Consider the following 13616-nt stretch of genomic DNA (forward strand, 5'->3'; position numbering starts at 1 on the left):
ATGATATTACTTATCTAGTCCTAACTCTATTCTCAATTTTGGCACAATGTTGTCGCCTTTGTAGTGTCCGTTGATTACCTGACTGGTAACCCTTAAACTTACACCAACACGCTTAGCAAGAAATTTTACTTTCAACCCGCTTTTATCAACCTCCTCTTTCAAGTAGAGGTTTTCAGGGTATTTCACATTATATTCTTTCGTCTGCTCCATTGTTTTTAATTTCGTTACTGGTAACGATACAATTATCGAAACTTATTTCGACTTATACAAGTATAAAACGAAATAAGTTTCGATTTATTTAAAATAATATGAGTATCAATAAGAAAATCAACGAGATAGCTTTAAAGTATTTTGACGGAAATAATGTGAAATTTGCGGATTTTATGCAGACAAGCGAGGCTAATATCAGAAATTACCGCAAAAAGGTTGTGCCAAAACTTGATTTTATCATCATGTTACGAAAGAAGCTCGAAATAAGTTACGAGTATGTTTTGGGAGATGTCGAAACTAACTCCGAAGCATTCGCAGAGCCAAAAAGTATTTACCATACTAAAAAAGACATTGAGATAAATGAGCTAAAAGAAAAAATAAACGTATTGCAAAGTAAAATCATAGACCTACAAGACCGCTTAATCTCTCCTAAGGATAAAAGCCCCACCAGCCCGCCGGACAATACCCATGTTTCTTCTCGGACCGTACCGAGAGAACTAAGTACAAAAAGCACCTAATAACCACGTTTCACAACTCATTAATTCAAAAAAGCCTCAAAAACGTCCACTAAATAGCCTTAAAGATTGCTTTTGCTCAATTACCTATGGTTTTATAGGGGGTTCTATCGTGTATTTTATAGCAAAAAGTAGTATTTTTTTATACTTATAGGGGTTTTGTAGCGTCCTTTTTTAACATAAAATGTCCGTCTATTTGTCCGTCTATTTGTCCGCCTAAATAAAATTTACCCAAATTTTCCCCGTATATAAAATTTAATATTTGTCGTCGTAAACTCCCAAATTATCAAGATATTTAAGGCATAATTATCCGCTTTAATTCCCTTTTAAAGGCTATTTAATGGGTAAAGTGGTAGTTTGGTGTATGGTTCGGCTAGTTGTGCCGGTTATAATGGTAGGTAAATGGTAGCAAATGGTATTTTTAGAAGTTTGGTATCAAATATGCCAGCGTAATAAAACGCACAAAAAAGCCCTTAACGTTGTGTTAAAGGCTTAATTTTGCCACTTTTTAATTTTTCCGCTTATGGTAGTTTGGTTTTGTGCCCTATATAAATGAGTACGCACCGGGAATATATTTATTAAAATATATCGATGATAAATACAACAAAACATTGCGATTGGTAAAACCTTAATCATAATCGACACACATCATTAACTGCTAAAAATCCAGATGTTAATCCCAAGCATCTGGATTTTTTTAACTGTTTGTAGTTCAAAAAAATCTTCTCCCACGCTCAAGTTTAACAAGTATCTCCTTGCCATAGGATAAAGGTAAAACTGGCTAATGGTACCACAGAGGTACTGAGAACAAAACCTTTTGATAAAAAGAGTTACCTTCAAGTACAGGTCAACCTAATTTATTCCCCTACAATTCCATACTTTTGCCTCCATGGAAGACCAAACACCAAAAAGCACCCGTCGCGTTCGTTATAAAGGCACTCACCCTAAATCTTTCAAAGAAAAATATAAGGAACTGAACCCCGAAAACTTCTCGGAAGATGTAGAGAAAGTGATGCAACAAGGACGTACACCAGCAGGAATGCATCGTTCCATCTGTGTACACGAGATTTTGGAATTTTTAAATATCCAACCCGGACAAATTGGAATGGACGCTACTTTGGGCTATGGCGGACATAGTTTGGAAATACTGAAATGTTTGGCGCCGAATGGGCATTTATATGCTACAGATGTTGACCCCTTTGAATTGCCAAAAACAAGAGATCGTTTGGCTGCTTTAGGTTATGGCTCTGAGATTTTGACCGTTAAGAAAATGAATTTTTCCAATATCGACTTAATCGCAGAAGAAGCTGGTCCCTTAAATTTTGTACTCGCAGATTTAGGAGTTTCATCTATGCAAATAGATAACCCGGACAGAGGTTTTTCTTTTAAAATTGATGGTCCCTTAGATTTACGGCTTAACCCGAATAGCGGAATTTCCGCCGCTACTTTATTAAAAAAAATATCGCATGAAAAACTAGAAGACCTGTTTATTGATAATTCCGACGAACCTTACGCCGAAGAAGTAGCAACATCAATTATACAGGCAATTAAAAGAGGCGAACAAATTACAACCACCACGCATTTAAAAGAGGTTATTAAGGAAAGTTTGACTTTCCTTCCGCCTACTAATAGAGCGGAAGAAGTTAAAAAAACTTGTCAACGCTGTTTTCAGGCTTTAAGAATTGAGGTAAATAATGAATTTGGCGTATTAGAAAAATTCTTAGAAAAGCTTCCGGACGCTTTGGCGCCAGGGGGTAGAGTTGCCATACTTTCTTTTCATTCTGGCGAAGACCGCAGGGTGAAAAAAATATTTAAAGCTTTTTATAGAGGTGGTATCTACAGTGAAGTTGCGCCAGACCCTATCAAAGCATCGGCTGAAGAAATCAACAGTAACCCAAGGGCAAGATCTGCAAAATTAAGATGGGCAATTAAAGCTTGATTTGGTTTTAAGCGCCGATTTCGAGTTGGAGTAAAACACAAAGCCATGTTTTAAAATCTAATAAGTTTTGTGAAATGAAACGCTTGTTATGTGATTTTTAGCGTTACTAGTTGACAGCATACACAAATTTTAAACGCTCTGAAATTCACTGATCAGCCAACGTCGAAAAGCTGTGGTTATCAAATAAAAACATATTCCTTTTTAAATATTTTAATATCCAAAAATTACGTTTTATTTCATTCATAAATAACACCAAAAAAGGTTTAAATTTATGTTAATCATTTGAATCTAATTTTAAGATCATGAAAAAACTATTTATGTTCGCCATTGGCGTTGCATTTGGCTTGAGCTCCACATTTGCACAAACAACTCCTGTAAAAACAAGCACAAAAAAAGCAGAAAAAAAGGTAATCACTGAGTCGAAGGCGATGGCTGTAAAGAAAGATGAAAGCAAAACGGTTGTAGCTAAAACTGCTACCGCTCCAAAAACGGTAACGACAAAAAATACGGTAACAACCACATCAAACGTTCCTCTTAAAAAAGACGGAACGCCAGACAAACGTTACAAAGCAAAAACTAATGCAGCTGGTCCGCTTAAAAAAGACGGCACACCAGACAAACGCTTTAAAAGCAATAAGTAAAATTTATTATTAAAATTATTTAGGTTCAATGTATCAATAATACATTGAACCTTTTTTATTTAAAAACGAGGCCTTTACAATTAAGCCGAATTTGAACGAAGCTTGTAAAACCGCAAGAATCAAGACATTAACTATGATCCTTCAACTCGCCCAAATGCGCCACATCTTTTAAATCAAAAGGAGTTTCTTGATAAACAAAATAATTCAACCAGTTATTGAAAAGTAGGTTTGCATGCCCGGTCCAACAAACCAATGGTCCTTCTTTTGGATTATCGTTTTTGTAGTAATTGAATGGAACAGGAACAGAAAGACCTTTATCAATATCTCTCTGATATTCGTTATGAAGCATTAATGGAGCATATTCCGAATGCCCAGTTAAGTAAAACTCCCTCCCTCCCCTAGACGATGCTATTGCAATCCCCGCGTCGTCAGACTCTGCCAAAACAGAAACAGCTTCCTTGCTTTCTATATCATTTTTCAGGATGGTTGTATGCCTGCTGTGGGGAATAAAAAACTCATCGTCGAAACCGCGGAATAAGGGATGTTTATTAGCCGTTGCGGTATGTTTAAAAACGCCAAACAACTTTTCTTGTAAAGGTGTTTTTTGAACTCCATAAAAATGATAAAGCGCTGCTTGTGATGCCCAACAAATATATAATGTTGACGTAACATGTGTTTTGGCCCAATCGAAAATACTGGTTACCTCATCCCAGTAACTTACCTTTTCAAAATCCAACATCTCCACAGGTGCTCCTGTAATAATCATTCCGTCGTAATAATTATCCTTCACCTTGCTAAAACCTTTATAAAACTGTTGTAGATGCTTTTCGGATGTATTTTTGGATGTATGAGAATCTAGCCGTAAAAACTCTACCTCTACCTGCAAGGGATTGTTAGACAATAACCTTACAAAATCGGTTTCTGTGGTAATTTTAATAGGCATTAAGTTAAGAATTAGCACTCGCATTGGGCGGATATCTTGAATATCTGCCCTCAAGTCACTCATTACAAATATGTTCTCTTTTTTTAAAAGCTCTATTGCTGGAAGATTATCTGGTATTTTAACTGGCATATTAATACGCTGTATATTCGTTTTTTAATGCGCAAAAATATAAAGAATTAATCGAACAGTAAACCTAAAACATTCTCATGACGGTTACATGTTGATTATGTTTCGTTTTTATTTTAAAAAAAAGATGCAAAACAAAAAAAGACAGTGCTTATTGGCGCTGTCTTTAAAATTAAAATATGCTAAAAAATATGGTTATTACTTACTCAACTCCGTAAAGTGCTTATAAAACAAGGGAATAGTTTCTATTCCTTTATAGTAATTGAAAACATCATATTTTTCGTTTGGAGAGTGCAGGTTATCGCTATCTAAACCAAAACCCATTAATACTGTTTTAATGCCTAATTCTTGCTCAAATAATGCAACAATAGGAATACTTCCTCCGCCTCTGGTTGGTACTGGCTCTTTCCCGAAAGCATCTTCGATTGCTTTATAAGCCGCCTTAAAAGCTATAGAATCTACAGGAGTTACATAAGGCGTACCACCATGATGTGCTATCACACTTACCTTTACAGATTTTGGAGCAATACTTTCAAAATGTGATTTAAAAAGGTCTGATATTTTTTTCCAATCCTGACCGGGAACTAAACGCATGGAGATTTTAGCGTTGGCCTTAGCAGGTAAAACTGTTTTTGCACCTGGCCCCGTATAACCGCCCCAAATACCATTAACCTCCAAAGTTGGTCTAATTCCTGTGCGTTCTATTGTAGAATAACCATCCTCACCCCAAACAGCATCAACTCCTAAATCTTTTTTGTATTCTTCCAAATCGAATGGAGCATCATTTAATGCTTTTCTTTCTTCCTCGGAAAGTACAATTACATTATCATAAAAACCCGGAATGGTAATATGGTTATTTTCATCATGCAGAGATGCAATCATCTGACACAAAATTGTTGCGGGGTTTGCAACTGCACCACCATAAACACCAGAGTGCAAATCTCTATTTGGTCCTTGAACTTCAACTTCCATGTAGGATAATCCGCGTAAACCGGTTTCCAAGGATGGATTTTCCATGCTCAACATGGAAGTGTCTGAAATCAAAACAACATCAGCTTTTAAACGCTCGGTGTTTTGGGCTACAAATTTCCCCAAATTATCAGAACCCACTTCTTCTTCGCCCTCAATCATAAACTTGATATTGCAAGGCAATGTTTCAGTTTGCATCATCAGCTCGAAAGCTTTTACATGCATATAAAACTGGCCTTTATCATCACAAGCTCCACGAGCGTAAATTTTTCCGTCTCGTAAGGTTGGTTCAAAAGGTGGCGTATGCCAAAGTTCCAACGGTTCCGGTGGTTGTACATCGTAATGTCCGTACACCAGAACCGTTGGCAAATTCGGATTTATTATTTTTTCACCGTAAACAATCGGATAGCCTTCTGTTGTACAAACCTCAACTTGGTCTGCACCTGCTTCCTTAAGTTTCTCGGCAACAAAATCTGCAGTCTTAAGCACATCACCTTTATATTTAGGATCTGCACTCACAGACTGGAATCTCAATAACTCAAACAATTCGTCAAGAAAACGTTGACGGTTTTGCTCAATATAATTTTTTACTACTTGCATAAAATACGTGTTTATGCAAATATATGATTTTATACTTTAGCTAATTTATAACTAAAGTATAGAGGAGGTGGTTTAGTCCCAAGTACTTGTATCGTTTCTGTTAAGGTTAGTACTTGACCCATTTACTTTTAAAGTTTTTACTGGTGCTGTTTCTGCATCTTTTTTGCAAGATGTTACGCCTATTGCGCTAACAATTAATAATGCTACTAATATCTTTTTCATGTTTTTGAAACTTTTAATGGTGAATACAGTACAAATGTTAAGGTAAATTTATTTTAAACGAAATATTCATATACAAAAAAACAATATCCCGTTTCAATTAAAAAATTATTACGTTTCAATTAAATTCTGTATGTATTTTATAGAATTGGTTATAAATTAAAATTTTATAAATACCTTTAAATCTCAATTGAATTAACTTATTCATGCGCTACAAAATACTCCTAGTCATCATGTTATGTTGTTGCTGCGCAAAAGGATTTCAGCAACAGGCTATAAAACACGACGAACAAACGGCTAAAGCATTAAATAAAAAAGCCTATGATATTCGCTTAACGGACCCTAAAAAGACGGTAGCTATCGGAAAACAGGCACATGAAATAGCCACTGAGCTGAATCTTACTAAAGAAATTGCCGAAGCTAACCGGGTGATTGGAATAGGGTTTTATTATTTGACGGAAAAAGACTCCGCATTAAACCGTTATCTTCTTGCTATGAAACAGTTTCAGTATATCCATGACGAACTGGGCGAAGCAAAAGTATTGAACAATATCGGTAACTTATGGACAGAAATAGATTACGATGTAACGTTAGGTTATTATCAGAAGGCTTTAAAAATTGCTAAAAAATATAATAAAAAAGATTTGATTGCCGGTAGCTACATGAACATAGGAAATACTTATTACCGCAAAAAGCAGTATAATACCGCTTTAAAATATTTTGAATTAAGTAATCGCGTATTTACTGAAATCGATAATCCAGTCGGTACTACCCTAAGCTTACAGAACATGGGCGTGATCCACTACCATCTAAATAATTTAGAGCAATCCGAGAAATTATTACTTGATGCCCATGAAAAAGCAAAAAAACATGAATTAAACAATACTATAGCTGGAATGAATATGACGTTGGCTTCAATATATATGAAGAAAAATAATTTCAAAAAGGCGGAAGAATACATCAAAGAAGGGATTGCGCTCTCAAAATTAACCAGTGACCAAAAAAAAACATACGATTTAACTTTTATCAGCTATAAATTAGAGGAGAAACGGAAAAACTACAAAAAGGCGCTCTATTATTTAAGAGAAATAAACATACTTGATAGCATAAACTACACAAAAACGATTACTTCCAACATCAACCTCATCCAAGAAACCATAAAGCAACAGCAAACCCAAAAAGAAAATGAGCTCACGATCCAAGCCCAGCGAAATGCAAAGAACCTATCCTTGGCGATTGGCAGTGTTGCTATACTTTGTTTCTTTGTTATCTTTTTATTGGTAAAAACCAATAGAAAATCAAAAACATCCAATGAAAAGCTTACCATACTTAATGAAGAAGTAATTAGGCAAAAAAATAACGTCGATAGAATTAACCATCAGTTGGAAGAGCTTATCGCAGAAAGAACAAAAGATCTCATCATCAAAAATCAAAAATTATCCGAATATTCCTCTCACCTCTCCCACCAAATCAGGGGTCCAGTTGCAACTCTAAAAGGATTAATGATGTTGGTGGAAGATAAACTTGTGGAAAGTGCAGAAGTTGCGCCACAAATAAAAAAATGCGTAGATGATATAGATGAACAAATTATGGGAATAAACGAGGCCTTACATGATTCGAGCAGAAAAGGCTTAAGCTAACCTAGGTTTGTTAAGAACTTAAAATGAGGCGGAACTAAAATCTCCGCCTCATTTTTTTTACTTTTGCTTTTTCTTAAAACAGGATACAATTTGGATTATTTAGCAGGATTAAACCCAACTCAAAGACAAGCTGTAGAGCAAACCGAAGGACCAGTAATGATTGTTGCAGGCGCCGGATCAGGAAAAACCCGGGTAATTACTTACCGCGTTGCGCACCTTATTCAAAAAAAGGTTGACCCATTCCATATTTTAGTTCTAACCTTTACCAATAAAGCCGCAAAAGAAATGCGTAACCGTATCACTACGGTAATTGGTGCCGAAGCTAAAAACATTTGGATGGGTACTTTTCACTCTGTTTTTGCTAAAATACTCCGGGTGGAAGCGCACCACATTGGCTACCCAAACCATTTTACCATTTACGATACAGACGACAGTAAAAGCCTAGTAAAAACTATTTTAAAGGAAATGAGTTTAGATGACAAGCTTTATCATCCAAACTATGTTTACGGTCGTATCTCAATGGCTAAAAATAACCTGATTTCTGTAGCCGAATATCAAAAAAATGAGCAAATCCAAGCAGATGATTTTACATCTGGACGAGCTTTTCTGGGAAAGATCTACGAAACCTACGTTAACCGTTGCTTTAAAGCTGGTGCTATGGATTTCGACGACTTACTTTTTAAAACAAACGTTTTACTGAGAGAACATCCTTCGGTATTAAATAAATACCAGCAGAAATTCAAATACCTGATGGTGGATGAGTATCAGGATACTAACTTTTCCCAATATCTGATTGTAAAAAAATTGGCCGCAGTTAGAGAGAATTTGTGTGTGGTTGGTGATGATGCGCAAAGTATCTACGCCTTTAGGGGTGCAAACATCCAAAATATCCTCAACTTTCAAAAAGATTATCCCGATGTTAAGGTTTTCAAATTAGAGCAGAATTACCGCTCCACGCAAAATATCGTAAACATTGCAAATAGCATTATAGCCAATAACAAAAATCAGTTAGAGAAAAATGTATTCTCTGATAACGAGACTGGCGATAAAATAAAAATCAGTCGCTCTTTTTCCGATAATGAAGAAGGTAAGCAGGTAGCAGAATCCATCGCTCAGGAACGGGCAGACAAATCCTTAAACTGGGTAGATTTTGCCATTCTTTACCGTACCAATGCACAATCGCGTTCCATGGAAGAAGCGTTGCGGAAGTTAGGCGTTCCTTACAAAATCTACGGAGGAACCTCTTTTTACCAACGCAAGGAAATCAAAGATCTAATTGCCTACTTTAGGCTTACTTTTAATCCAGCTGATGAAGAAGCTTTTAAGAGGGTAATCAATTATCCAGTTCGTGGCATTGGAAAAACCACCCTAGATAAAATCATTTTAGCAGCCGGCACCGAAAACAAAACCTTATTCGAGATCATCTGTGATGCACCACAATATTTAGAGAACAGAGCAGCGGTAGCAGTTGGTAATTTCGCAACTGCAATTCAAAGCTTTGCGGTAACTGCAAAAACCAATACTGCATACGACACGGCCTTGCACATTGCGCAACAATCTGGCTTATTGAAAGATTTATATGATGATAAATCTGTAGAAGGTGTTAGTAGATACGAGAATATTCAGGAATTGTTAAACGGAATTAAGGAGTTTTCGGAACGTGAGGATATTGAAGATCGTGGTTTAGATGTTTTTATGCAGGATGTTGCTTTGCTCACCAATGACGATAAAGACAAGGGTAACGACAACGATACGGTCTCTCTGATGACCATTCACTCGTCCAAAGGATTAGAGTTTCCACAGGTTTATATTGTGGGATTAGAAGAAAATCTATTCCCTTCGCAAATGGCTTTAAATTCTAGAGCCGATTTGGAAGAGGAACGCAGGTTATTTTACGTAGCAGTAACTCGAGCCGAGAAAAAACTACACGTCAGTTATGCCACATCAAGATTTAAATTTGGGACTTTAATCAATTGTGAACCCTCTCGCTTTTTAGACGAGATTGACACCCGATACTTAGAAATTGACACTCCAAAAAGAGCATCTTCTTCAAATAAAGACGGTTTCGACGATGAACGCTCGCAATGGCAAAGCAAATCAAGTTTCACACAAGCGCAAGGCGATGTTTACTCGAAACCAAAACCTGCAGCCAAGCCTTTAAAAACAACATCATTATTGGCTAAAGCGCATGTTCCAAGTGAGGGCTTTGCTCCTAGCGACACGTCTAATTTACAGGTTGGTCACGAGGTTGAACACGAAAGATTTGGCTATGGAAAAGTTTTAACTTTAGAAGGAAGCAAGCAAGACATCAAAGCAACCATCTTTTTTAAAGAGATTGGACAGAAGCAATTGTTACTAAAATTCGCTAAGTTGAGGATTATTTAGATTTGAGTAGTGAGTAGTGAGTAGTGAGTAGTGAGTAGTGAAATATAAGAAGCTAGACTTGACGATTTTTCTATTATAAAAACTTCTCATTGCTGATTTTCAAAGCAAATCTACTCATGAACAGACTACCCTCAATACAAAGTCTAATGACTCAATGAACTAATAAACTAAATGAGCTCAATTAACTAAAATTATGAAATTTTTAAAATACATCACCATTTTATCAATAAGCACTCTACTCTTTTCATGTAGCCAAAACGGGAAAAGATTACCTTTTTTAGGAGAGATGCAAACGATTGACAGAATGGAGGGCGGAAAACTAGTGATAGACACTTTTTACCAAACCATTCCCAACTTTAGTTTCGTAAATCAGGACAGTGTGGTCATTAATAACGATTCTTTAAAAAACAGCATCTATATTGCCGATTTCTTTTTCACCAGCTGCCCTTCAATCTGCCCAATCATGAGCAAAAACATGCTCTCTGTTTACAAAAAATACAAGAGAAATAATGAAGTTCGTTTTTTATCACACACGATTGACCCTAAACATGATACCATCCCTGTTTTAAAGAAATATGCAAATAAACTTGGCGTTGAAGGCACACAGTGGAGTTTTTTGTTAGGTAATCGGGATACTGTTTATAATATCGCCAGACATGGCTATATGAATTATGCCCAGGAAAACGCCGACATCCCGGGCGGAGTGGAACACTCGGGTTATTTTATTTTGGTAGATAAAGACCGAAGGATTAGAGGTGCTTATGATGGTACTGACAAACAACAGGTAGAAAATTTAACCAACGATATTGACATTTTGCTCAATGAGTATAAATCGGTAAAAAAATGAGAAGACTGTTGCTTCCATTCTTTTTTTGTGGATTAGTGATCATCATTTTCTTGAACGCATGTAACGAGGAAACCATCAAGTACCAAAGTTACTATTCTAGCGGATCGGCACTTTACAAGACCCATTGCAGTAATTGCCATATGGATGATGGAGAAGGATTAGAAGCACTTATTCCACCTTTAACAGACACTACATTTTTAAAAAACAATCGCGAAAAGCTAGCCTGCTTTATAGTTTACGGGCTCAAAGACACCATTGTAATCAATGGGAAAACTTATGATGGCGTTATGCCTGCCGAAACCCATTTAGCACCTATAGAAATCGCTAAGTTACTGACCTACATCACCAATACTTTCGGCAACAACCAAGGAATTTATGAATTATCAGAAGTAGAAAAAAATTTAAGGAAGTGTGATTAAGTAACTTGACTTTTAAAGAGCATACAGGGCCAAACATTTTTTAGCTTTTGGCTTACTGCAGTTCGCTTTTTGCCTGCATAAATCCTTATCTTTGTAACGCAAATGGCTCTATCGCGGCCTCGAATTAATTTTGGGGCGGAGGAAAGTCCGGGCAACACAGAGTATCCTGCTTCCTAACGGGAAGGCGTTTTGTAATAGAGCGACAGAAAGTGCTACAGAAAATAAACCGCTATGCCTCGGCATAGTAAGGGTGAAAACGTGAGGTAAGAGCTCACGACTTTGTATGGCGACATGCATCGTGGTAAACCTCAGGAGTTGAAAGGTCAAATAAATCCTGAACGCCGGAGCGACTCGTTCCGCTGTGTTCAATCACTATCAGGAAGGGTAGATCGTTAGACTGTAATAGCGATATTATGGCAAGATAAATGATAGAGACATCCTGAATTGTTTTGGGATGACAGAACCCGGCTTACAAATTTGCATTATTACAAGCATTTTGAAGTCCTGCAACAATTTGCAGGACTTTTTTTGTTTCCTAAACCCATAAATTGTCCAAAATTATATACACTTTTAACAAACAAATAATTTACTATGGCTAAAGTTTTAATCATTGACGACGAAAGAGCAATCAGAAATACACTAAGGGAAATTTTAGAATACGAAGACTATAAAGTTGACGATATAGACAACGGTGCTGATGGTTTAGAGATGATTAAAAACATCGGTTACGATTTGGTTTTATGTGATATAAAAATGAATCGTATGGACGGAATGGAAGTATTGACGAGTGCTCAGCTCTCGCATCCTGATCTTCCGTTTATTATGATATCCGGTCACGGAACGGTAGAAACAGCAGTTGAAGCTTCCAAAAAAGGTGCTTTCGATTTTATCTCTAAACCACCAGATTTAAATAGGCTTTTAATTACTGTACGTAACGCTCTTGACCGAGGGACTTTAGTCACTGAAACCAAAGTACTTAAGCAAAAAGTTGCCAAATCAAAAACCCGTGAAATATTGGGTGAATCTCCGGCTATTGCAAAAGTTAAGGAAACTATCGAAAGAGTTGCCCCTACAGATGCTAGAGTATTGGTAACTGGCGCAAACGGAAGCGGTAAAGAATTGGTTGCCCGTTGGTTACACGAGAAATCAAGCAGAGCAAGCGCTCCTTTAATTGAGGTAAATTGTGCTGCAATTCCATCGGAGCTGATAGAATCTGAACTGTTTGGGCATGAGAAAGGCTCTTTTACATCGGCAATTAAGCAACGTATCGGAAAGTTTGAACAAGCTAACGGTGGTACTATTTTCTTAGATGAGATTGGCGACATGAGTCCGTCGGCGCAAGCCAAAGTGCTAAGAGCTTTACAGGAAAATAAAATTACACGCGTAGGTGGCGAAAAAGAGATAGACGTAAACGTTCGAGTAATTGCCGCAACAAATAAAGATCTGTTGAAAGAAATTGAAGCTGGCAATTTTAGGATGGATTTATACCACCGCTTAAATGTAATTCATATCCACGTTGCACCTTTGGCAGAGCGAACCTCAGATATTCCACTTTTATCTCAAAGTTTCTGTGAAGAAATTTGCAACGAGTACAATATGCCGGTTAAAAAAATAAGTCCCGAAGCTTTTAGCGCATTAAAATCTTTGCCTTGGACCGGTAATATTCGGGAGCTAAGAAACGTAATTGAACGTTTGATCATTTTGAGCGACAAAACAATTACCGAAGAAAATGTAAGAACTTTTGCTAACCCAACCGGAAGTATTTATAACCCAGAAAACGCCTTTGAAACTAAGAGTTCAGCTCCGACTAAAGGATTTGATTATGAGGGTTTCTCTAATTTCCAAGACTTTAAAGACCATGCAGAAATGGAATTTATCAAGTTTAAACTGGAAAAAAACAATTGGAACGTATCAAAAACCGCAGAAGATATAGAAATACAAAGAAGTCATTTATACAGCAAGATTGATAAATTCGGTTTGAAAAGAGCAGAATAAATTGTTCGTTTATATATTTGTAAGCCCTTCATCCGTAAATGGATGGAGGGCTTTTGTTTTAATTTATACTCACCACCACGTCATACCGAAAGGAGTCGAAGAATAGGACGAAAAAGATATAGCGTGTTAAAACGTCCAAATTATCAACAATCCTTCTCAGATTCTAAG

The 13616-nt window shown here is 36.7% G+C and carries 12 protein-coding genes and 1 other RNA gene; 9 read left to right on the top strand and 4 right to left on the bottom strand.

The annotated features are described in order from the left end of the window. Positions 1–6: 6 nt before the first annotated feature. On the bottom strand, positions 7–210 hold the full coding sequence (locus B176_RS19275) for a hypothetical protein (RefSeq protein ID WP_017258438.1): 204 nt from the start codon (positions 208–210) through the stop codon (positions 7–9). Positions 211–308: 98 nt separating this feature from the next. Here B176_RS19275 and B176_RS0108820 point away from each other — a divergent pair, with 98 nt between their 5' ends. From B176_RS0108820 to B176_RS0108835, 3 genes are all read left to right on the top strand, one after another. Continuing rightward, positions 309–728 (top strand): MerR family transcriptional regulator, encoded by a 420-nt coding sequence (locus tag B176_RS0108820; RefSeq protein WP_017258439.1) that lies wholly within the window; start codon positions 309–311, stop codon positions 726–728. Between the two features lie 886 nt (positions 729–1614). Further along, positions 1615–2664 carry a 16S rRNA (cytosine(1402)-N(4))-methyltransferase RsmH gene (gene rsmH / locus B176_RS0108830; RefSeq protein WP_017258441.1) on the top strand — a complete coding sequence of 350 codons (1050 nt, stop codon included), beginning with the start codon at positions 1615–1617 and terminating at the stop codon, positions 2662–2664. Between the two features lie 302 nt (positions 2665–2966). Further along, positions 2967–3305 carry a hypothetical protein gene (locus B176_RS0108835; RefSeq protein WP_017258442.1) on the top strand — a complete coding sequence of 113 codons (339 nt, stop codon included), beginning with the start codon at positions 2967–2969 and terminating at the stop codon, positions 3303–3305. 127 nt (positions 3306–3432) lie between these two features. On the opposite strand, the gene metA is transcribed toward B176_RS0108835, so the two are convergent. The 3 genes from metA to B176_RS20940 all read right to left on the bottom strand — a co-directional run bounded on the left by metA (position 3433) and on the right by B176_RS20940 (position 6165). Then, on the bottom strand, positions 3433–4377 hold the full coding sequence (metA, locus tag B176_RS0108840) for a homoserine O-acetyltransferase MetA (protein WP_017258443.1): 945 nt from the start codon (positions 4375–4377) through the stop codon (positions 3433–3435). A 195-nt stretch (positions 4378–4572) separates the two neighbouring features. Further along, positions 4573–5943 carry a dipeptidase gene (locus tag B176_RS0108845; RefSeq protein WP_017258444.1) on the bottom strand — a complete coding sequence of 457 codons (1371 nt, stop codon included), beginning with the start codon at positions 5941–5943 and terminating at the stop codon, positions 4573–4575. 72 nt (positions 5944–6015) lie between these two features. Continuing rightward, the gene (locus B176_RS20940; RefSeq protein ID WP_017258445.1) at positions 6016–6165 is read right to left on the bottom strand and encodes a hypothetical protein; all 150 of its coding nucleotides are present in this window, start codon (positions 6163–6165) and stop codon (positions 6016–6018) included. Positions 6166–6395: 230 nt separating this feature from the next. Here B176_RS20940 and B176_RS0108855 point away from each other — a divergent pair, with 230 nt between their 5' ends. From B176_RS0108855 to B176_RS0108875, 6 genes are all read left to right on the top strand, one after another. Next, positions 6396–7802, top strand: coding sequence for a tetratricopeptide repeat protein (locus tag B176_RS0108855; protein WP_017258446.1), 1407 nt, complete (start codon positions 6396–6398; stop codon positions 7800–7802). A gap of 90 nt (positions 7803–7892) precedes the next feature. Further along, positions 7893–10187, top strand: coding sequence for an ATP-dependent helicase (locus B176_RS0108860; RefSeq protein ID WP_017258447.1), 2295 nt, complete (start codon positions 7893–7895; stop codon positions 10185–10187). 193 nt (positions 10188–10380) lie between these two features. Next, a complete protein-coding gene (locus B176_RS0108865) occupies positions 10381–11034 on the top strand; it encodes an SCO family protein (RefSeq protein WP_040540219.1) in 654 nt (217 codons plus the stop codon). Next, entirely contained in the window at positions 11031–11453 is a 423-nt protein-coding gene (locus tag B176_RS0108870; RefSeq protein ID WP_026063237.1) for a c-type cytochrome, read from the top strand. Before B176_RS0108865 ends, B176_RS0108870 begins: the two co-directional genes overlap by 4 nt. Positions 11454–11548: 95 nt before the next feature. Further along, positions 11549–11941, top strand: an RNA gene (gene rnpB / locus B176_RS20305) — RNase P RNA component class A. A 103-nt stretch (positions 11942–12044) separates the two neighbouring features. Next, complete coding sequence (locus tag B176_RS0108875) at positions 12045–13448, top strand: sigma-54-dependent transcriptional regulator (RefSeq protein ID WP_017258450.1); 1404 nt, start codon at positions 12045–12047, stop codon at positions 13446–13448. Positions 13449–13616 lie beyond the last annotated feature (168 nt).

The organism is Pedobacter arcticus A12 (assembly GCF_000302595.1).
Lineage (GTDB): Bacteria > Bacteroidota > Bacteroidia > Sphingobacteriales > Sphingobacteriaceae > Pseudopedobacter > Pseudopedobacter arcticus.

Bases quoted from the DNA above. Each gene is read 5' to 3' on its own strand.
- B176_RS0108855 (WP_017258446.1), top strand. From the start codon at position 6,396: ATGTTATGTTGTTGCTGCGCAAAAGGATTTCAGCAACAGGCTATAAAA.
- B176_RS20940 (WP_017258445.1), bottom strand. From the start codon at position 6,165: ATGAAAAAGATATTAGTAGCATTATTAATTGTTAGCGCAATAGGCGTA.
- B176_RS19275 (WP_017258438.1), bottom strand. From the start codon at position 210: ATGGAGCAGACGAAAGAATATAATGTGAAATACCCTGAAAACCTCTAC.
- B176_RS0108835 (WP_017258442.1), top strand. From the start codon at position 2,967: ATGAAAAAACTATTTATGTTCGCCATTGGCGTTGCATTTGGCTTGAGC.
- B176_RS0108875 (WP_017258450.1), top strand. From the start codon at position 12,045: ATGGCTAAAGTTTTAATCATTGACGACGAAAGAGCAATCAGAAATACA.
- rsmH (WP_017258441.1), top strand. From the start codon at position 1,615: ATGGAAGACCAAACACCAAAAAGCACCCGTCGCGTTCGTTATAAAGGC.
- B176_RS0108865 (WP_040540219.1), top strand. From the start codon at position 10,381: ATGAAATTTTTAAAATACATCACCATTTTATCAATAAGCACTCTACTC.
- B176_RS0108870 (WP_026063237.1), top strand. From the start codon at position 11,031: ATGAGAAGACTGTTGCTTCCATTCTTTTTTTGTGGATTAGTGATCATC.
- B176_RS0108845 (WP_017258444.1), bottom strand. From the start codon at position 5,943: ATGCAAGTAGTAAAAAATTATATTGAGCAAAACCGTCAACGTTTTCTT.
- metA (WP_017258443.1), bottom strand. From the start codon at position 4,377: ATGCCAGTTAAAATACCAGATAATCTTCCAGCAATAGAGCTTTTAAAA.
- B176_RS0108820 (WP_017258439.1), top strand. From the start codon at position 309: ATGAGTATCAATAAGAAAATCAACGAGATAGCTTTAAAGTATTTTGAC.